At 32.2% G+C, this 19,381-nt stretch carries 19 protein-coding genes; 16 read left to right on the top strand and 3 right to left on the bottom strand.

Going from position 1 to position 19,381, the window contains the following annotated elements:
- Positions 1-90: 90 nt before the first annotated feature.
- A complete protein-coding gene (gene tsaD / locus Q4Q47_RS15430) occupies positions 91-1,113 on the top strand; it encodes a tRNA (adenosine(37)-N6)-threonylcarbamoyltransferase complex transferase subunit TsaD (protein ID WP_303307532.1) in 1,023 nt (340 codons plus the stop codon).
- Positions 1,114-1,312: 199 nt separating this feature from the next.
- A complete protein-coding gene (locus tag Q4Q47_RS15425) occupies positions 1,313-2,020 on the top strand; it encodes a 16S rRNA (uracil(1498)-N(3))-methyltransferase (protein WP_303307531.1) in 708 nt (235 codons plus the stop codon).
- Here Q4Q47_RS15425 and Q4Q47_RS15420 read toward each other — a convergent pair.
- The gene (locus tag Q4Q47_RS15420) at positions 2,015-2,743 is read right to left on the bottom strand and encodes a DUF1223 domain-containing protein (protein WP_303307530.1); all 729 of its coding nucleotides are present in this window, start codon (positions 2,741-2,743) and stop codon (positions 2,015-2,017) included. The two genes, Q4Q47_RS15425 and Q4Q47_RS15420, sit on opposite strands and share 6 nt — an antisense overlap.
- 88 nt (positions 2,744-2,831) lie before the next feature.
- On the opposite strand from Q4Q47_RS15420, the gene Q4Q47_RS15415 reads away from it, so the two are divergent.
- The 9 genes from Q4Q47_RS15415 to speB all read left to right on the top strand — a co-directional run bounded on the left by Q4Q47_RS15415 (position 2,832) and on the right by speB (position 10,656).
- Positions 2,832-3,440, top strand: coding sequence for a DUF4159 domain-containing protein (locus Q4Q47_RS15415; RefSeq protein WP_303308483.1), 609 nt, complete (start codon positions 2,832-2,834; stop codon positions 3,438-3,440).
- A 69-nt stretch (positions 3,441-3,509) separates the two neighbouring features.
- The gene (locus tag Q4Q47_RS15410) at positions 3,510-3,842 is read left to right on the top strand and encodes a hypothetical protein (RefSeq protein ID WP_303307529.1); all 333 of its coding nucleotides are present in this window, start codon (positions 3,510-3,512) and stop codon (positions 3,840-3,842) included.
- A 293-nt stretch (positions 3,843-4,135) separates the two neighbouring features.
- On the top strand, positions 4,136-4,636 hold the full coding sequence (locus Q4Q47_RS15405) for a TrmH family RNA methyltransferase (RefSeq protein WP_303307528.1): 501 nt from the start codon (positions 4,136-4,138) through the stop codon (positions 4,634-4,636).
- 278 nt (positions 4,637-4,914) lie between these two features.
- Positions 4,915-6,003 carry an AI-2E family transporter gene (locus Q4Q47_RS15400; RefSeq protein WP_303307527.1) on the top strand — a complete coding sequence of 363 codons (1,089 nt, stop codon included), beginning with the start codon at positions 4,915-4,917 and terminating at the stop codon, positions 6,001-6,003.
- A 6-nt stretch (positions 6,004-6,009) separates the two neighbouring features.
- The gene (locus tag Q4Q47_RS15395; RefSeq protein WP_303307526.1) at positions 6,010-7,191 is read left to right on the top strand and encodes a THUMP-like domain-containing protein; all 1,182 of its coding nucleotides are present in this window, start codon (positions 6,010-6,012) and stop codon (positions 7,189-7,191) included.
- 74 nt (positions 7,192-7,265) lie between these two features.
- On the top strand, positions 7,266-7,427 hold the full coding sequence (locus Q4Q47_RS15390; RefSeq protein ID WP_303307525.1) for a hypothetical protein: 162 nt from the start codon (positions 7,266-7,268) through the stop codon (positions 7,425-7,427).
- Positions 7,428-7,729: 302 nt separating this feature from the next.
- A complete protein-coding gene (locus Q4Q47_RS15385; RefSeq protein WP_303307524.1) occupies positions 7,730-8,554 on the top strand; it encodes a class I SAM-dependent methyltransferase in 825 nt (274 codons plus the stop codon).
- Positions 8,555-8,745: 191 nt separating this feature from the next.
- Positions 8,746-9,672 (top strand): hypothetical protein, encoded by a 927-nt coding sequence (locus Q4Q47_RS15380; RefSeq protein WP_303307523.1) that lies wholly within the window; start codon positions 8,746-8,748, stop codon positions 9,670-9,672.
- Between the two features lie 207 nt (positions 9,673-9,879).
- Positions 9,880-10,656 (top strand): agmatinase, encoded by a 777-nt coding sequence (gene speB, locus Q4Q47_RS15375; RefSeq protein ID WP_303307522.1) that lies wholly within the window; start codon positions 9,880-9,882, stop codon positions 10,654-10,656.
- Between the two features lie 184 nt (positions 10,657-10,840).
- Here speB and Q4Q47_RS15370 read toward each other — a convergent pair whose 3' ends face one another.
- Entirely contained in the window at positions 10,841-11,461 is a 621-nt protein-coding gene (locus Q4Q47_RS15370; protein ID WP_303307521.1) for an NAD(P)H-dependent oxidoreductase, read from the bottom strand.
- A 79-nt stretch (positions 11,462-11,540) separates the two neighbouring features.
- Here Q4Q47_RS15370 and Q4Q47_RS15365 point away from each other — a divergent pair, with 79 nt between their 5' ends.
- Positions 11,541-12,443, top strand: a complete 903-nt coding sequence (locus tag Q4Q47_RS15365; protein WP_303307520.1) for a LysR family transcriptional regulator — start codon at positions 11,541-11,543, stop codon at positions 12,441-12,443.
- Between the two features lie 128 nt (positions 12,444-12,571).
- Positions 12,572-13,363, top strand: a complete 792-nt coding sequence (locus Q4Q47_RS15360; protein WP_303307519.1) for a class I SAM-dependent methyltransferase — start codon at positions 12,572-12,574, stop codon at positions 13,361-13,363.
- A 34-nt stretch (positions 13,364-13,397) separates the two neighbouring features.
- On the opposite strand, the gene Q4Q47_RS15355 is transcribed toward Q4Q47_RS15360, so the two are convergent.
- A complete protein-coding gene (locus tag Q4Q47_RS15355) occupies positions 13,398-15,680 on the bottom strand; it encodes a coiled-coil domain-containing protein (RefSeq protein ID WP_303307518.1) in 2,283 nt (760 codons plus the stop codon).
- A gap of 275 nt (positions 15,681-15,955) precedes the next feature.
- Here Q4Q47_RS15355 and Q4Q47_RS15350 point away from each other — a divergent pair, with 275 nt between their 5' ends.
- The 3 genes from Q4Q47_RS15350 to Q4Q47_RS15340 all read left to right on the top strand — a co-directional run bounded on the left by Q4Q47_RS15350 (position 15,956) and on the right by Q4Q47_RS15340 (position 19,354).
- Positions 15,956-17,812 (top strand): sulfatase-like hydrolase/transferase, encoded by a 1,857-nt coding sequence (locus Q4Q47_RS15350; RefSeq protein WP_303307517.1) that lies wholly within the window; start codon positions 15,956-15,958, stop codon positions 17,810-17,812.
- A 175-nt stretch (positions 17,813-17,987) separates the two neighbouring features.
- Positions 17,988-18,635, top strand: a complete 648-nt coding sequence (locus tag Q4Q47_RS15345; RefSeq protein ID WP_303307516.1) for a class I SAM-dependent methyltransferase — start codon at positions 17,988-17,990, stop codon at positions 18,633-18,635.
- A 101-nt stretch (positions 18,636-18,736) separates the two neighbouring features.
- Positions 18,737-19,354 (top strand): uL13 family ribosomal protein, encoded by a 618-nt coding sequence (locus Q4Q47_RS15340; RefSeq protein ID WP_303307515.1) that lies wholly within the window; start codon positions 18,737-18,739, stop codon positions 19,352-19,354.
- Positions 19,355-19,381: the final 27 nt, after the last annotated feature.

Genomic DNA, 19,381 nt, shown 5'->3' with positions numbered 1-19,381 from the left:
ATACCCTATTTTTGTACTTACGAATAAAAACTATGTATTAGATTTTTATTCTGTTTCAAAATTAACAATTATTGTGCCTAATATTTACTAATGTCCTCACAAAATATTTACATTCTGGGAATTGAGTCGTCCTGCGATGATACAGCTGCATCTATAATACACAACGGAAAGATTTTAAGCAATGTTGTGGCAAGTCAAAAAATACATGAAGAATTTGGTGGTGTGGTACCAGAATTGGCATCCAGAGCTCACCAACAAAATATCGTCCCGGTAGTACATCAAGCATTAAAAAAAGCAGGTGTAACTAAAGATCAACTACATGCTATTGCTTTTACTCGCGGCCCTGGCTTAATGGGATCTTTATTAGTGGGAACCTCCTTTGCTAAATCTTTAGCTTATGGCTTAGATATTCCGCTAATTGATGTTAACCACATGCAAGCACATATTTTAGCTCATTTTATTGATGAAGAAGGTTTTAATAAACCATCATTTCCTTTTATTGCAATGACCATTTCTGGCGGACATACACAAATTGTTGAAGTGAAAAGCTATTTTGATATGACTGTCATTGGTGAAACCATTGATGATGCTGTAGGGGAGGCTTATGATAAAAGTGGAAAAATCCTTGGTTTAGGGTATCCAGCGGGGCCAGAAATTGATAAACGCGCACAAATGGGAAATCCGAAGGCGTACCAATTTACAAAACCAAAAGTAGGCGGTTTAAACTTTAGTTTTTCCGGTTTAAAAACAGCTATTCTATATTTTGTTCAGAGAGAAGTAAAAGCAAGCCCTCGCTTTATTGAAGAAAATCTAAATGATATTTGTGCCTCTATACAATATACCATCATTGGTATTTTAATTGACAAATTAAAACTTGCTACAAAGCAAACAGGGATTAAACAAATTGCTATTGGTGGTGGCGTTTCTGCAAATTCCGGTATACGTAAGGCTTTAAAAGACGGTGAACAAAAATTTGGTTGGACAACATACGTCCCTAAATTTGAATTTACCACAGATAATGCTGCTATGATAGCTATTGTAGGCTACTTAAAATATTTGGAAGGTGATTTTGCTGAACAGAATGTTATGGCTTCAGCTAGACTTAAAATATAGTATGCAGTGTTCAGTATTCAGTAGCAGTTGGCAGTACTTGATATTGTAATTCACGATTTTTTCTTTGCGCCTTTGCGTCTTCGCGAGAAATTAGTATTCAGTGTTCAGTAATCAACAATCAGTATAGTTTGCTATACAAGTAGCTCAAAAAATCAAAAATCCGCAATCGCAAATCGTAAATCCTTTCTATCTTCGCCTTATGCAATTATTTTATAATCCAGATATAACAAAAAATACTGAGCAGTTTTCTTTCCCAAAAGAAGAAAGCAAACATATTGTAAAGGTCTTACGAAAGAATGTTGGGGATATATTGCATATTACAAATGGTCATGGTTGGTTATTTACTGCCGAAATTGCCATACCAAATATTAACAAGTGTACGGCCATTATGGTGTCTAAATCACTACAACCAAAAAGAGATTATCATTTACATCTAGCTGTTGCACCGACAAAAATGAACGATCGCTACGAATGGTTTTTAGAAAAAGCTACTGAAATAGGCATAGATAGCATCACACCTATTATTTGTGACCATAGCGAGCGTAAAGTCATTAAACCAGAACGTTTCGAGCGTATTTTACAATCGGCTATGAAACAATCTTTAAATTGTTATTTACCAAAATTAAATGATGCTATTACTTTTAAAGCTTTTTTAAAACAAGGTTTTAATGGTGGTTTGTTCATCGCACATTGTGAAGAGACCGATAGAACATCTTTAAAAGAATCACTAAAACCAAAACAGGACATTACTATTTTAATTGGACCCGAAGGTGATTTTAGTGTTAAAGAAATCGAGCAAGCACTTCTAAATAACTTTAACCCTGTAACTTTAGGAAACACGCGATTACGCACAGAAACAGCTGCTATTGTTGCTTGTCATTCAGTAGCTTTTATAAATGAACTATAATTTTATTTGACCACCTCCTGTAATATCTAAATTTTCAGCTTGTATAAGTGCTACTATAGATAAATCATCATTTTGAGTGACTATATCTGGAATAGAAATGCTTCCTTTTCCATTTCCTGAATCTAAATTTAGATAAACTTCCTCCACTACAATATTAGCATTTTTGAGTGTTCTATTTCTGTTTTCACCACGCTTAATTGAAGTGATCCTTTCATTAATAACCAAAGCTATTCTTAATGTCTTTTTATTAATAGCCCCTTCTACTTTATAGTCTAAAGAAATTGCTCCGTTCTCTTTTTTTATATTACTAAGTACGACTCTGTTTAGAGAGGTCTTTTTTAAATAACTATCAAGTTTTGATTTCATAACGCCTTTTTTAGAACCAACAAAATGTTCTTTTCCATTTACAACTATCTGTGGCGTATAAATGGAGCTACTATTAAACTTTCTGCCATAAGCGCGTTGTTTATTACTAAACTCTTTCTTGCTAAAAGGGTCTTTCCAACCAATATAATTCCAATAATCTACGTGGTAAGACAAAGCAACAATCTGATTGTCAGAATATTTAGATTTAACTTCATTTAGTAAATCATCTGCTGGAGGGCAACTAGAACAACCTTGAGATGTAAACAACTCTAAAACAACAAGAGGCTTAAATGTTTCTACTTTTTTCGGCTGAAAGAAAAATGATAACATAATTATAGTTAAAAGTATCTTTTGCATAGCAATTCTTTTTATTTTTGGATCTATGATACTTAGTTGGGTTAAAATTGAAAATCTTACAAAAGTTCTTGTCATTAGTATTTCTTTAATGGCTGGTAACTGCATGGCTCAAGATTTGGCCATTTTAAAATATAAAGGTGGTGGTGATTGGTATGGCAATCCGACAGCATTACCAAATTTGATTGCTTTTTGTAATCAAAATATAAACACCAAAATTGCACCCAAACCGCAAACCGTAGAAGTTGGGAGTCCTGATGTTTTTCAATTTCCCTTATTGCATATGACAGGACATGGCAATGTATTTTTTAGCGAAGCAGACGCCGAAAACTTAAGAAACTATTTAATTTCTGGTGGTTTTTTACATATAGACGACAACTACGGTATGGAGCCTTTTATAACCAAAGAGCTAAAAAAGGTATTCCCTGATAAAGACTTGGTTGAACTCTCTACTAGTCACAAAATATTTAATATGCCTTATAAATTCCCAAAAGGCTTACCTAAAATTCATGAGCACGATGGTAAACGCCCACAAGCTTTTGGAATCTTTCAAGAAGATCGATTGGTATTGTTATTTACTTACGAAAGTGATCTAGGTGATGGTTGGGAAGATACAGAAGTGCATAACGACCCTGCAGATGTTAGAGAAAAAGCACTTAAAATGGGAGCTAATATTGTTAAATATGTTTTTGAAAATTAAGTAAGATTTTTGCTAAGACGTAAAGAAAAAATGAGACTGAAGACTGAACACTATAATCTATAAACTAACATGAAATTAAGTTACTATTGTAGTTCTTGTAAAAAAGAGAATTATTTAAAAACCAAAACTACAAATCGACATGATTTTTTATTAGAATATGGTAAAAATGAGATTAATGAGCGATGTAAGCATTGCGGAAATCATACTAAAAGACATATTAATAGATTACATGCTGAACCTAACAAACTTATTCTAATCGGAGGTATTTTGATAGCAATTTTGGTTACTATTATGTTATGGGATTTAGGATTAGTTAGTACATTAACTGCAACAATTCCAATCGCAATCGGTTTTAGTGATAAAGCAAGAACAAGTGGTTTCAATAGGACTATGGTTAAGTAAGTACTCTCAAACAAATTTCTTTTGAAATTGAAACACTTTTATTTATGAAAGACCTCTTACTTATTCTTATTGATTTTATTTTTCATGTAGATTCTGACGGAGAAATTACATTAAAAAAAATATTGATTATAGCTTTAAAAGTTTTAATATTCATACTAGTTCTTTCAATTATAATATGGTTTTTATTAAACTATAGAGGATAAATTTACTGAACACTCAAAAATGTTTCTCGCAAAGGCGCAAAGACGCAAAGAAAAACTGAGACCAAAGACCGAATACTGCCAACAAAAAATATGCAACTAACACACTACAATACAAACTTTACCAAACGCTCCTTCCCTATCACTTTAGTTTGTGATCATGTAACAAATGCACCTAACATTGGGAGTTTATTTAGAATTTCTGATGCTTTTGGAATTGAAAAACTGATTCTTTGTGGTGATCATATTCCACTTGGACGGAAAATGACAAAAACCTCAAGAGCTACCGAAAAAGCAGTTAATTTTGAGATTTTTAAGTCTGCTTCAAAAATAGTTGAAGCATTAAAGAGCAATGGTTATCAAATCGTTTCATTGGAAATTACAGATACAAGTAAACCTATTCATAATTTTAAATTTTCAATAGAAAAACCTATTGCTTTGATTATTGGCGATGAAAATTTTGGAGTCTCTGAAACTATTTTAAATAGGTCTGATGCTATTGTTCATATAGACATGTATGGACAAAACAGTAGCATGAATGTGGTACAAGCAACCAATATTGCGCTATATGAAATAACGAAACAACTGCTTTAATTGACATGTAAAATTAGTCCTATAAAAGTTTGCAGTTTCGGTTTATAAGATTGTTACGTCACTTCGTTCCTCACAATGAACTCATCTTGACTTTTTCTATTTCCTAAAAAACGGCTAAAATTCGCCCATATTTCGTTACTTTTTTTAGGCTTAGCGATGCTATGCCTTTCAAAAATGGTCTCATCTGAACAAATTTTATCTCATTTTCGGTTAAAAACAAAAAGTCAAGATGAGTTCAATGACAAATAATACTATATTTACTAAATGAATATATTTCTATGAATTCTAATACAATTTCTAATGGTATTTTAAGAGCTATAGCTATTATTTTAGGCATTGCCTTAGTACTATACTTTTTATATCAAATACAATCGGTTATTGGTTATATAGCCATTGCTGCAGTTATTTCATTAATTGGAAGGCCTATCGTTCTATTTTTAGAACGTCGATTAAAATTTAAAAACACCGTGGCCGTCATAGTCACTATGGTGGTTCTTTTAGGTTTGTTTTTAGGCTTAGTTGGTTTATTTATTCCTTTGGTTATAAAACAAGGACAAAATTTATCACTATTAAATATTGATGAGTTACAGGTTAATATTGAAAATTTATATGCGGAGATTATTAGCTATTTCAATTTGCATCAAATAGATTTAGAACAGTCTATCAAAGAATCTAACCTTTTATCTAAAATAGATTATTCATTGATTCCTAACTTTTTAAACTCGGTAGTTAGTGGTTTAGGGAGCTTTAGCATTGGATTGTTTTCCGTGCTTTTTATTTCATTTTTCTTTTTAAAAGATAGTCGGTTATTCGAAAATGGTCTCCTAACCTTTATACCAGACAACAAAGAATCACGTTGGAAAAACTCATCAAATAAAATTAAAGATTTACTTTCTAGATACTTTGTAGGGCTCATTTTTCAAATATTGATCTTATTTATTATCTATACCATCGGTTTGCTTATTATTGGTGTTGAGAACGCCATCGTTATAGCATTTTTATGCGCCTTATTAAACCTTATCCCCTATGTTGGACCTTTAGTTGGTGCCTTATTAATGATAACATTGACCATGACCAGTAATCTTGGTGAGTCTTTTAGTGAGGTTATTTTACCAAAAACATTCTGGGTCTTTATTGTATTTGCTATCGGACAGTTAGTTGATAATTTTGGAAGTCAGCCTATCATATTTTCAAAAAGTGTAAAGTCACACCCTTTAGAAATATTCTTAGTGATTTTAATCACCGGTATTTTATTTGGTGTTATTGGTTTAATAATCGCTGTCCCTGCATATACCGCCATAAAAGTGATTTTAAAAGAGTTCTTATCTGAAAATAAGATTGTAAAAAAGCTCACTAAAGACTTATAATACTATTTGAACACCTCTATTTTAAATACTGAAATGCAAGAATTTATAAATAGTCATTTAAATTCTGATGTGATGGCATTACTTCTAAAAGGCATGTCTTTCCCTTCAGTTGAAGCCAAAGAAGTTATTGAACAAATTGAGGCTAAAAAACGCTGCGAAAAGAAGTTACCAACGTGGTTTAGTTGTAAAAAAATCTATTACCCAAGTAAGTTAAATATTGAGCAAACGTCTTCAGAAGTAACAGCCAAATACAAAGCTAGTTTAATTAGCGGCGTATCTATTATAGATTTAACAGGTGGCTTTGGGGTAGATTGCTCTTATTTTTCAAAAGTATTTAAAACAGCGACTCATTGCGAAATCAATGAAAATCTATCAAAAATTGTAACTCACAATTACAAACAACTGGGCATAGATAATATAGATTTCCAAAACATTGATGGTATAGACTATTTAAAAGCTTCTGAAAAACAATTTAATTGGATATATATAGATCCTTCCAGAAGACATGATAGCAAAGGAAAGGTCTTCTTTCTAAAAGATTGTCTTCCTAATGTCCCAGAACATATTGATTTGCTTTTTGCGCACTCAAAAAACATCATGATTAAAACATCTCCTTTACTTGATTTATCGGTGGGAATCAATGAATTAAAACATGTAAAAACAATTCATATCGTTGCTGTAAATAATGAAGTAAAAGAGTTACTTTGGGTTTTGGAAAATAATTTTAAAGGGGATATATCTATTGAAACAGTAAACATTAAAAAAGAAGCAAAAGTATCCTTTAGTTTTTCAATAGCCAATGAAAAAAAATCAGAATCAAAATACCACACCCCCCTCACCTATCTTTATGAGCCAAATAGTGCCATTTTAAAGGCTGGTGCATTTCATTCTATAAGTAATCAACTAAACGTTTATAAACTTCATAAGCATTCGCATTTATATACGAGCCATTCTTTAATTGATTTTCCCGGCAGATCTTTTAAAATTGAAAGCATGGCACTTTATAATAAAAAGGAATTAAAAAAACTTGGTATCTCCAAAGCAAATATTACAGTCCGCAATTTTCCTGAAACGGTTCAACAAATTCGAAAAAAATTTAATGTTAGAGACGGTGGTGAACTGTACTTATTTTTTACTACTGATATGGATGATAATAAAATCATATTGGTGACTTCAAAATTAGATTAAAATAAAAATCAATCATCTATAATCTTCCATCGACATAAGCTTAAAAGATAATCCTGTCAAAATGTTTTTTTAAATTGTTAATAGCATATTATATCTGCTTTAAAGCTTTAGTTCTTGGACAACAAGGTATTGAAATGGTACTAGATATTCTTAAGACAGAATTAATTCGAGGTATGCAATTAGCAGAAACTGCATCAATTGAGAAAATATCAAGAAACCACATTTCAACAACTTGAAAACAAGACCTAGACCTTATAGAACCGAACGAAGTTTAAGTAGTAAAAGAATTAGCTGGTGTTGTCGAAGTCTAAAGCTTCACCATATATACTAATCTTATTGATATCTTTTGTTCTTTCTGATTATTAGTTAAATTTAATGAATGACAAAATTAAGTTGTATATAAAAAATTCCTACTTTTAGCTTAACCAATGTTAGTTGCTTTGTTTGCTGGCTTCTGATTTCTCTTCGGAAAATCCTTGTACTGAAACTTTGCAACTTTCTATATACCAATCGTTGGCTACAATTAAAATCCAATAAAATGGAAAGTTTAAACAGAAACATCGAGAATCATTACCTCAAAGAAGGACTTTATGAGGATATCATCAATCGTCTTAAAGAACAAAATATTGCCCTAGATAATGTAAAAAGGTCTGACATTGCAGGTGCTGATGAGTTTCATGTACGTGGAGCAGCTGTATCAAAAGAACTTGCCAATAGTATTGATTTAAATGGACTCAATGTTTTAGATGTAGGTTGTGGATTAGGTGGGCCTTGTAGAATGCTTGTAGATGAATATAATTGTCAGACTACAGGAATAGATCTTAGTAACGAATATGTACGAACAGCCAACAAACTATCTAAACTCGTAAATTTAAATAATAAAACAACTTTTATACAAGGAGACGCTACTGAACTACCGTTTGAGGATAACACCTTTGATGTTGTCTGGACACAACACGTTCAAATGAATATTCCTGATAAGAAAAAGTTTTATTCAGAAATAAATAGAGTATTGAGGAAAGGCGGACATTTTCTTTATTATGATATCTTAAAAAAAGGAAATGGAAATGTTAATTACCCAATGCCTTGGGCTAGTAATGCTAATCTTAGTTTCCTATTCAAAGCGGACGAAATGGATAGTTTTTTGAAAGAGTTTGGTTTAACAAAAGAACAGTCCACAAATCAAACGCAAGCAGGTATTGATTTTTTTGATGCCCTTGTTGCTAGACTGAAAGAATTAGGGCCACCTAAAATGGGACTGAACGTCCTAATGGGTGATACAACAAAAACAAAACTAATGAATCTTCTAACCCATTTAAAAACTGGTGAACTGGAACTTAAAAGTGGAGTATATAAGAAATAATCGTTGCCAACAAAGACGTGTATAATTAATTGCTTAGGTCTGTGATACTTGGAAAACCCTTCGGATTTTCCTAATGTTCAGTTTTCTTTTGCTAAATTAGTTGCGAAACAATCGCAACAAACCGTTACCCAACATTTGAGAAAAATTATGCGTACTCAAGAATTTAACAGTTTTGTTATAAATAAATAGTTATGAAGGAATATAAAGTTGGCCGATTTTGGTTTGTAATTAGTTCGATAAAAGCTTTAGCAATATTATTCTTAGCTGTGATTGTCCCTTACTGGGTTTTTATTGAAAAAACTGTTTCCTATAAAGCTGGAATAGTTATAGGTTCAATTGCATCTTTGGTATTGTTATACTATGGAATTACAGAGTTAATCAAACTTTCTACGGGTCTTAAACAAATTGTTTGTGTTGATGAGGATAGTATATCAATTGGTTCGGCTAAATTATTTTGGAATGAAATTAGCACCATTACTTTTCAGCCAGCAGTAGGGTTTGATCCAGCAATTTTTATTCAGTCGAAAAATAAAAATATTGAAATAGGAATACCTACACTTATCGGCAGGAATAATTTGATTGAATTGGGGCGTGAATTAGAAAAGAGAACAAGAAAATATGCTGTCGAGATAAATGATATGGATGGAGATATAATTGATCCCGATCCTTCTAATATAGGGATGCCAGTTACTCTTAATTTTGAAAGTTCAATAAAGAATATGATAGCCTTAAATTACAACACATGGCTTTCAGGGAAGCTTGAAAAGTTGGATAAAAAATATTGTGAGTTAGTAGCTAAAAAATTTAGTTTTGAGGGGTTTTATAGGGGGTTTACAGATAAGGATAAGAAATTAATTGAAGATTTTGTTAAAATTCACAAATTTGAAGATGATGAGTTTTTAATTACCTCTATGGCAAATGCCTATGTAATGACAAATAAAAATATATTTTTTCCAATAAAAAACCAAGTTATCAGCTTAAAAGATATTCAATCATACTCATCTAAAGGTTGGTGGACTGTTACATTTTTTATGACCTTAATATCTGGAGAAGAAATTGTCATTGAAAACTTGGATGGGGTTCCGACTGACGAGTATTTAAATTTTTTCAAGAAATAAAACAAATAGGGAAACCTCAAATTACCAAACAACGCCAGACTGATTTTAAAAGCAACCGACTCTCTAACCAGATATGCACTCAAAAAGGAAAACATAAACTTGATGGAATCAATGGAAATCGTATCCAAAGCAATCACGGAAAGCAGAATATCAGACAGCACTTCGAACTTTCATAAATAAGATCGTCGTTGGCAATAATTATAAAAAATGAATAAAATAATCATACAAGGAATTCTGTTTGACGAAAAATCTTCTTACCAGAAAGGGCCTAAACTTGCACCTCCTTTAATTAGAGAAGCCTTAAATTGTGGCTCTGCAAATATGTATTCGGAAAATTTAAACTCTATTGAAAATACAAAAATTAAAGATAAAGGAGACTTTGAAATATCAGATTATTTTGATATCGAAAAAATAACCAAAAAACATCTTGATTCAGAAGCAAAGATTTTTACTTTAGGAGGAGACCACTCCATTACATTTCCAATAATTAAAGCACATTGTGAAAAATACACCAAATTAGATATTCTTCATATTGATGCACATTGTGATTTATATGACAATTTTGAAGGTGACAAATACTCTCACGCTTGTCCATTTGCTAGAATTATGGAAAATGGATTAGCTGTAAAACTGGTTCAAGTAGGAATTAGAACATTAAACACACACCAAGCAGAACAAGTAGAAAAGTTCAATGTTGAAGTTCATCAAATGAAAAATTTGAATCTATCAGCAATACCAAAATTTGAAAACCCCTTATATATTTCTCTAGATATGGATGGGTTTGACCCCGCATTTGCTCCCGGAGTTTCACACCATGAACCTGGAGGTTTAACTTCAAGACAAGTAATTGATTTAATTCAGAACATAAATTCTGAAGTCATTGGAGCTGATATTGTTGAATATAACCCTAATAGAGATTTTCAGAATATGACGGCTTTTTTAGGTGCAAAAATGATGAAAGAAATATTAGAAAAAATGATGTAAAAACTATTGTCAATAACGATAATTGTTGCGCAAAGCTCTCAAAAAAATAAATCTTAACTCAAAAGTTTTTTTTTAAGAAGTTTTTATTTTTAAAAAAGGTTATTGCGGTTTTGCTACATTTGATTTTCATTCGAAAAATCCTCGTACACAAAACCGCAATTTTAGATACATATACACGTTGGTTTTAATTTGGAAACCACTTATCAACCAAAGTTTTTATTTCAAATTTCGCCCTCTCAAGAATTGAGCTTAATTCATCTCTATTTTGGTCAACCCCAAAGGCAGAAATATGTTCTGAAGCTATACCCATAAAATCAAAGTTTTGCTTAATGGTAGATGAGGCATATTCTTTAACTTCATCTGAATTGTTGTAATCAAATCCACTCACTATAATTGACAAAGCCTTTTTGTCTTTACAAAGACCGTCAAAACCAGTTTCAGGGCTAAAAGAAAATGTCTTATCACTAACAACAATAGCATCTATCCAAGCTTTCACAGCTGCTGGCATTGTAAAATTATAAATTGGAAAAGCCACTACAATATTATCAGCTGCAAGAACTTGTTCAATAAGCTTATGATGATTAGAAAGAATGGATAGTTCCAATTTTGAAAAATCTCTTTTCCCCATGTTCCATTCCATTATTAAATTTAGATTTTGTATTAATAATAAATCTGGTGGCGTTTCTGCTAAATCAAGATGTCTTATGTCTGTTTTTCCTTTTGCTAATTCTATAAATTCATCAAATAAGACTTTTGTATAAGAGCCATTTCTAGGCGTATAGTTTATTACTAATGTTTTTGTCATAATTATATTTTTCAACAAATATAACCTCAGCTTATTAATAATTTTAATTATTTTTGTTTACCTATTTATAACAAAAGTTATGATTAATTTAGAGTGGTTAAGAACTTTTAGTGCTATTTATGAATGCAACAACATAACAGAAGCTTCTAAAAAATTAAATATGACTCAACCAGGTGTTAGTAAACATTTATCAGCTCTCGAAAGTCATATTGGCAAAAAACTATTTGAAAGAACGACGCGAAGATTAGCACCTACCGAATATGGGAAATTTTTATACTCACAAATTAATAATCCACTGCAAGAATTAGAAAAAGTAGAATATTACTCAAATCAAAGAACCAAAAAAAAGCGTTCTGCTATTACAATTGGTTGTACTTCAGATTTTTTCAAGAAAGAATTAATACATAAAATTTATGCTTTTGATATGTATATCATAACGCATTTTGGAAATGAAAAAGATTTGATTGAAGCTCTTGAAATGGATAAAATTCAATTGTTAGTCGGAATAAAAAAACACGCAATTTACGACCATCAATTTGTATATATAAAGAGTGAAGAATTGGAATTAATTAGTTCCAATAATATTGATACTCCAAAAAATATAGAACAAAATGAAGGTCAGTTCAAGCAATGGTTACAAAGACAAAATTGGTTCGTTCTTAACAACGACCAAGAGGGTATCAAAAAATTTTGGGAGACCAATTTTAATACTAATTTCAAAATGGTTCCAAGATATATTTTACCTTCGTATATAGATATAATAGAAGCTTTAAAGAATAATTGTGGATTTAGTATAGTTCCCAAACATCTGTGTGAGGAAGCATTAAACAATAGTTTGATTAAAGCTCCTATTAAGTTCTCCAAAACAACAGAGCAAAAACTATTTTATTCCTATAAGCTTAAGAATAGTAATCTGAAAGCGATTAATATATTTATAGAGAAGATGAAAAAAACGAATGACAACAAGCCACATAAAAATTAATTGATAGTACACGAAACCTTCCTGTTGGAGATTGGGGTTTTTATTCCGTTTGTATTTACTAAATTAGTTGCTTAAAACATGCAACTAACCTTATAAACACGTTAGTTACAAGCTGAAAAATCACTCAAATGGATGTGAAATATGACAAAATAGGAGTTGACTACAATCTGACTAGAAAACCGGATAAATATCTAACCGAGCAATTACTTTATCATTTAAAACCAATCAAAAGTGGAACATATTTAGACATTGGTTGTGGGACAGGAAACTATACCAACGAACTTCAGAAAAATGGGTTTCAATTTATTGGTATTGATCCATCTAAACAGATGTTAGAAGAAGCAAGACTCAAAAACAACGAGATTGATTGGAAAATGGGTTCAGTAGAAAATATGGGGCTTCCAGAAAATTTTGTAGACGGAATAATTGCTTCTTTGACTATACATCATTGGACTGATTTGAAAATCGGATTTTCAGAACTCAATAAAGTCTTAAAACCAAATGGTAGAATTGTGATTTTCACATCTACGCCAAAACAAATGAAAGGCTATTGGCTCAATCACTACTTCCCAAAAATGTTATCTGATTCAATCATTCAAATGCCTACTTTGAAACATGTCAAAACAGCTATGAAAAGTAGCCAAGTTGAGTTTTTAGGAACAGATACATATTTTGTCAAACCTGATTTACAAGATCAGTTTCTATATTGTGGTAAGCAAAACCCCGAATTGTATTTTGACGATCAAATTAGGCATGGAATTTCTTCGTTTTCTTCATTGGCAAATCGAACAGAGGTTGAACAAGGGTTAATCAAATTAAGAAAAGATATTGATAGTGGAAAAATCAATGATATTATGAAGTCTTATGAAAATAATTTTGGAGATTATTTATACGTTATCGGAAAAAAGATCAGCAGGTAACAATGAACTCATTTAAGCTTTTAAAATTGCTATTTTATTCAATACATTTTAACTTATCAATAAAAAACTCTTTATAATCTATATCTGTAATATTAAGAGTGCCCTTGGTTCCTTTTAATAATATTGATTTAATTGGAGACTTTTTTAAATGTATTATCTTCGATTTAGAAAGATTTCCTCTAAACAAAAATTCACCACATTCCATGTCCCAAGTATGATAAAACGTTACCGTCTGGTTATTTTCAAGTGTAACTCTTACAGATGACCGATTATTAGAAAAATAACTAACGCAACCTAAATCTTTTGGAGAGTTAAAAAATATACTTTCTTTTTGTCCATATTTATATAACTCGACGGTTAAATCATCACTTATTGAATAAGGATCCGTTCGGATATATACTTTTCTGTCAAATTCATCATATCTATTTATGGCATAATGACATGTGCTTCGAAATTTAATCCTTTCTATATTAGTACTTTCGTTTACTTCTACTTTTTTGTTTTTTTCTGCTGCTAATAACTCTTGTTGACGTTTTGCTTCTTTCCTAGCCTTACTAACTAAACTCTGAACTCTTTGTTTTTCTATTAACTCAGCTGCCTCTCTAGCCTTACTAATCGAATCCTGAATCCGTTGCCTATCTTTTAATGCAGCCTCTTGCCTTCTGGCTTTTGCCAATAATTCTTCTTGCTGGCGTTTCGCTGCTTCCTCAGCCTTACTAATGGAATCCTGAACCCTTTGTCTTTCTTTTAATGCAGCCTCTTGCCTTCTGGCTTTTGCCAATAACTCCTCTTGTTGGCGTTTTGCGGCTTCCTCAGCCTTACTAATGGAATCCTGAACCCTTTGTCTTTCTTTTAATGCAGCCTCTTGCCTTCTGGCTTTTGCCAATAACTCCTCTTGTTGGCGTTTTGCTACTTCCTCAGCCTTACTAATGGAATCCTGAACCCTTTGTCTTTCTTTTAATGCGGCCTCTTGCCTTCTGGCTTTTGCCAATAACTCCTCTTGCTGGCGTTTTGCTGCTTCCTCAGCCTTATTAATGGAGTCCTGAATCCGTTGTCTTTCTTTTAATGCAGCCTCTTCTCTTCTGGCTTTTGCCAATAACTCCTCTTGCTTACGTTTCGCTGCCTCCTCAACCTTACTAATAGAATCCTGAATCCGTTGTCTTTCTTTTAATGCAGCCTCTTGCCTTCTGGCTTTTGCCAATAACTCCTCTTGCTGGCGTTTCGCGGCTTCCTCAACCTTACTAATGGAGTCCTGAATCCGTTGTCTTTCTTTTAATGCAGCCTCTTGCCTTCTGGCTTTTGCCAATAACTCCTCTTGCTGGCGTTTCGCGGCTTCCTCAACCTTATTAATGGAGTCCTGAATCCGTTGTCTTTCTTTTAATGCGGCCTCTTGCTTTCTGGCTTTTGCCAATAACTCTTCTTGCTGGCGTTTCGCTGCTTCTTTAGCTTTGCTAATGGAATCTTGAATCCGCTGTCTTTCTTTTAATGCAGCCTCTTGCCTTCTGGCTTTTGCCAATAACTCCTCTTGCTGGCGTTTCGCGGCTTCCTCAGCCTTACTAATAGAATCCTGAATCCGTTGCCTTTCTTTTAATGCAGCCTCTTGCCTTCTGGCTTTTGCCAATAACTCCTCTTGCTGGCGTTTCGCGGCTTCCTCAGCCTTACTAATGGAGTCCTGAATCCGTTGCCTTTCTTTTAATGCTGCTTCTTGCCTTTTGGCTTTTGCTAATAATTCTTGCTGGCGTTTCGCGGCTTCCTCAGCCTTACTAATGGAGTCCTGAATCCGTTGTCTTTCTTTTAATGCTGCCTCTTGTCTTCTGGCTTTTGCTAATAATAACTCTTGCTGGCGTTTCGCTTCTTCATTAACTTTACTAATGGAGTCCTGAATCCTCTGTTTTTCTTTCAATTCAGCTTCTTGTTTCCTCGCTTTAATGATAGAATCCTGAGCTCTTTCTTTTTCTTCTCTTTTTCTTATGACCTCTCTTATTTTTTCCTTTCTCTTTTCATCTTCTTCAATAGCCTTCTTTAATTCTTTTTCTTCATTAGCATAATATAAATCCATCATTTCCTCGTTAACTGATAAAAAATCAGAATCTACAAACCCCACCCACTCTTTATATATGACTTTATATATATTCTTACCCATATAGCCCGTAACAATACACTTTTCATTCTCTTTAAATTGAGCTAAAGGTTGAGACAATTCATTAAAACTTTTAAATAGACTACCGTCCTCAAGAAATTCTGTAGGAATAGACACTTCTTGTGAAAAAATATTATTTGATAATATAAAACAAATAATTAAAGAGAGAAATTTCATATTACTTCATCGTATAACGTGTAAATATAACAACCAATTAAACCAATAGCCAAAGAAATAAGACCAAATACCATTTCTATCATGAAATGTGACCTATAAACAGACTCTTATGAGTAAAAAAGTTATGATTATGCTTAAATAGTATTAAAAACAATAGTCCGAATATTATATTTTTATTCATTAATTTAAGATGTTTGAGTTTTATCTATGATATGTTGCTCCAAACATCTTAATAACATCATTTTATGTTCAAATTCCATTCAAATTCACTTCAAATGAAAAGAATATTTTTTGGCTTTAATGCCTCAATGGTTGCAACTCTACTATTACTTACTATCAATTCCTGTAAACAAGAAAAATCTGAAAATAAAGCTGAAGATAGACCAAACATATTATGGATTGTTAGCGAAGATAATAGTCCATATTTAGGATGCTATGGTGATGCTAACGCAACAACCCCAAACTTAGATAAATTGGCTTCAGAGGGTATTCTGTACACAAATGCTTTTGCAAATGCACCAGTATGCGCCGCAGCCCGATCAACCATTATTTCTGGGATGTATCCCACAACCATGGGAACACAGAATATGCGTAGTAAATATAACATTCCTGAGTTTATAAAGTTCTTTCCCGAATACCTTAAAAAGGAAGGATATTATACTACTAACAATAGTAAAACAGATTACAATACAAGCATACCTAAAGGAGTCTGGGATGAATCTTCAACAAAAGCGCATTATAAAAACAGAAAAGAAGAGCAACCCTTTTTTGCCATATTTAATATTGGTGTTAGTCATGAAAGCTCGCTACATAAAACAAAACATGATAGTCTGTTAAGACATGATCCTGCCAAGGTAAAATTACCACCTTATCATCCAGATACGCCTGAAATAAGGCATGACTGGGCACAATTTTATGATAAGATTGAAGATATGGATAGTCAAGTTGCAGATGTGCTGAAAGAACTTGACGATGCCGGTTTAGCGGAAAATACCATAGTGGCTTATTATAGTGATCACGGTGGAATTTTAGCCAGAAGCAAACGATTTGTTTATGAAACCGGAACCCATGTCCCTATGATTTGGCGATTTCCTGAAAAGTATAAACATCTTGCTCCTGCAAAGCCTAACACGCAATTAGACAGATTGGTAAGTTTTGTTGATTTAGCACCAAGCATATTAAGTCTTACCGATGTTAAAGTTCCAGATTATATGCAAGGACAAGCCTTTTTAGGAAATCAGCAAGCAAAACCTCGTGAATACGTGCATTTATTTAGTGATAGAATGGACGAACGATTTGATAAAGTAAGAGCTGTAAGAAATAAACAATATCGATATATAAAAAATTATATGCCTCACCGAATGTATGGTGATTTTTTAGAATATCAATGGAGAGCACCATCAAGCAAATCTTGGGAAGAAGTATATAAACTGGGTAAATGCAACGAAACACAAAGTATCTTTTGGAATAAAAAACCTACCGAAGAACTTTATGATACGACCAAAGATCCTTGGGAAGTTAACAATTTAGTTAATAATCCTGAATATAAAGATGTGCTTGATAAAATGCGAGAAGAAACAAATGATTGGATGTACTCAATTAAAGACTCTGGCTTCATTCCGGAAGGTCAATTATGGTCTATAAACGACCATCAACTTATATATGATTATGTACATTCTGATGCCTATGATTACAAAAAAATTAAACAAGCTGCAGATGTAGCTGCATTACAAGATAAAAACAAACTAAAGGAACTTATTAGTTTTACGCATGATGAAAATCCTGTTATAAGATATTGGGGGACTTTGGGTTGTTTAATTTTAGGCAAAGATGCTGTCACTGGTAAAAAAGATCTAATGAAACTGCTAAAAGATACAAGTCCTGATGTACGTATTACTGCTGCCGAAGCGTTATATGGTCTAGGCGAATCTTCATCTGTTTTGCCTGTTTTAATTGAGGCCTTACAAAGTAAAAACAAAAGGGTGTCTCTCCATGTTATGAATAGTTTAAGAACTATGGATCCAGATATCATAAAAGCATCTATACCCACAATAAAGGAGGTTATTAAAAATATGGAAACAAAGACAAACCTTTCTAAAGCCGGAAGGTATTTAATTAAAATGCAACATTAGAGTATCGTTTATTTTAATATAAAGGTGAGGCTTTAAATAATAGTTTTTAAGTTCTACAAAACGTCTTTACGCTCTTGTCTATTTATGTATATTTGGTGTATATATAGTAAGGGTATGTATGCTGGTGTATATACCTACGTTAGCACCAATTACAAACAACAAGAAATTACAACGAATGAATAAATCAAAAAAATTTTGGGATAGTGCTTCAAAAAACTACGACAAAACAGAAGAACGTTTTGAATATATTCATAGTAAGTCTCGAAAAAACGCTAAAAAGTATTTAGAGAATAGTAATGTTGTTTTAGATTACGGATGTGGAACAGGTACAGTATCTTGTGAAATTGCCGGCTATGTTAAAGAAATACACGCAATTGACATATCATCAAAGATGATTGAAATTGCTAAAGAAAAGGCAGTCGATAAAAAAATTGAAAATGTAACTTTCTCTCAAACGGATATTTTTGATGAAAAACACAAAAAAGAATCTTATGATAGAATACTAGCTTTCAATATGTTGCACACTATTCCTAATCCCAAAGATGTTGTACAAAGAATAGATGAATTATTAAAGCCTAATGGTTTGTTTATTTCTGTAACACCTTGTTTAGGAGGTAAATTGTCATTTTTAGTTGGTTTGCAAATTCGACTTGTTCAAATAATGTGTCGAATTGGAATAATTCCGGTTCCTATAAGAAGACTTAAAAGTTCTGATTTAGATGATTTAATCATAAATAAAAACTTTCAGACTGTTGATTCGGAAAAGATCTACAAAGGTGCATCTAGTTACTTTATAGTAGCTAAGAAAAACAGTAAAAAATAAAAAGGTGCTAACAATGTATAAAAAATAGGCGAGATAATGCTAAAATCAAAGCTTTTAACTTGTGTAAAACATGTCCCTTAACGAACATAAAAATAGAAAAAATGATAAAAAACATTTTCGCCATAGGAGCATTACTAATTAGCCTAATAAGTTATTCTCAAAACAAAGGGAATTATATCATAATTATCAATAACGACTCAATTCTAGTTGACCTCAATAAAAATATTCAGTATAAAATATCTTCAGGGGAAAAATTGACAATTAAAATCACACAGCCCGAGATATTAACTTATTCAGATGATATGATTTCTTTTAGTCATGACAAATCACTTAGTGTATCGGATTCTAAAATTGAAGAAGGTATTGAGCAATGTATGATTATGAAATCTACGGGAAATGGTTTTATGGTTCAAAAATATAAAACACTTGATCCAAGTAGTTTGACACAATTAATGATGAATGAAATTACTAAAGAAAGTGTCAATTACGGTTACACTAAAACTGAAAAGCCATTTAAGAGAAAACTAAAAAGTGGCCAAACAATAGTAGGTATTCAAACTACTTTAACTTACAAAGGAGAAAAGGAGATTTACACAGTGGCTACTTACGGAGCAAAAGATGAGGGGATAATTGTAGTAACAATGCTGTTGAGCGAAGATCATAAAGATGATAAAGGAATCATTGATTTATTTTTAGAAACCCTAGAAATAAAAGGATAATAAAATTTGCATAACATGCTATATAAT

The sequence above is a fragment of the Flavivirga spongiicola genome, assembly GCF_030540825.1.
Taxonomy (GTDB): Bacteria; Bacteroidota; Bacteroidia; order Flavobacteriales; family Flavobacteriaceae; genus Flavivirga; species Flavivirga spongiicola.
This window is presented reverse-complemented; position numbering and strand designations above follow the sequence as displayed.

Bases quoted from the DNA above. Each gene is read 5' to 3' on its own strand.
- tsaD (WP_303307532.1), top strand. From the start codon at position 91: ATGTCCTCACAAAATATTTACATTCTGGGAATTGAGTCGTCCTGCGAT.
- Q4Q47_RS15425 (WP_303307531.1), top strand. From the start codon at position 1,313: ATGCAATTATTTTATAATCCAGATATAACAAAAAATACTGAGCAGTTT.
- Q4Q47_RS15420 (WP_303307530.1), bottom strand. From the start codon at position 2,743: ATGCAAAAGATACTTTTAACTATAATTATGTTATCATTTTTCTTTCAG.
- Q4Q47_RS15415 (WP_303308483.1), top strand. From the start codon at position 2,832: ATGGCTGGTAACTGCATGGCTCAAGATTTGGCCATTTTAAAATATAAA.
- Q4Q47_RS15410 (WP_303307529.1), top strand. From the start codon at position 3,510: ATGAAATTAAGTTACTATTGTAGTTCTTGTAAAAAAGAGAATTATTTA.
- Q4Q47_RS15405 (WP_303307528.1), top strand. From the start codon at position 4,136: ATGCAACTAACACACTACAATACAAACTTTACCAAACGCTCCTTCCCT.
- Q4Q47_RS15400 (WP_303307527.1), top strand. From the start codon at position 4,915: ATGAATTCTAATACAATTTCTAATGGTATTTTAAGAGCTATAGCTATT.
- Q4Q47_RS15385 (WP_303307524.1), top strand. From the start codon at position 7,730: ATGGAAAGTTTAAACAGAAACATCGAGAATCATTACCTCAAAGAAGGA.
- Q4Q47_RS15380 (WP_303307523.1), top strand. From the start codon at position 8,746: ATGAAGGAATATAAAGTTGGCCGATTTTGGTTTGTAATTAGTTCGATA.
- speB (WP_303307522.1), top strand. From the start codon at position 9,880: ATGAATAAAATAATCATACAAGGAATTCTGTTTGACGAAAAATCTTCT.
- Q4Q47_RS15370 (WP_303307521.1), bottom strand. From the start codon at position 11,461: ATGACAAAAACATTAGTAATAAACTATACGCCTAGAAATGGCTCTTAT.
- Q4Q47_RS15365 (WP_303307520.1), top strand. From the start codon at position 11,541: ATGATTAATTTAGAGTGGTTAAGAACTTTTAGTGCTATTTATGAATGC.
- Q4Q47_RS15360 (WP_303307519.1), top strand. From the start codon at position 12,572: ATGGATGTGAAATATGACAAAATAGGAGTTGACTACAATCTGACTAGA.
- Q4Q47_RS15355 (WP_303307518.1), bottom strand. From the start codon at position 15,680: ATGAAATTTCTCTCTTTAATTATTTGTTTTATATTATCAAATAATATT.
- Q4Q47_RS15350 (WP_303307517.1), top strand. From the start codon at position 15,956: ATGAAAAGAATATTTTTTGGCTTTAATGCCTCAATGGTTGCAACTCTA.
- Q4Q47_RS15345 (WP_303307516.1), top strand. From the start codon at position 17,988: ATGAATAAATCAAAAAAATTTTGGGATAGTGCTTCAAAAAACTACGAC.
- Q4Q47_RS15340 (WP_303307515.1), top strand. From the start codon at position 18,737: ATGATAAAAAACATTTTCGCCATAGGAGCATTACTAATTAGCCTAATA.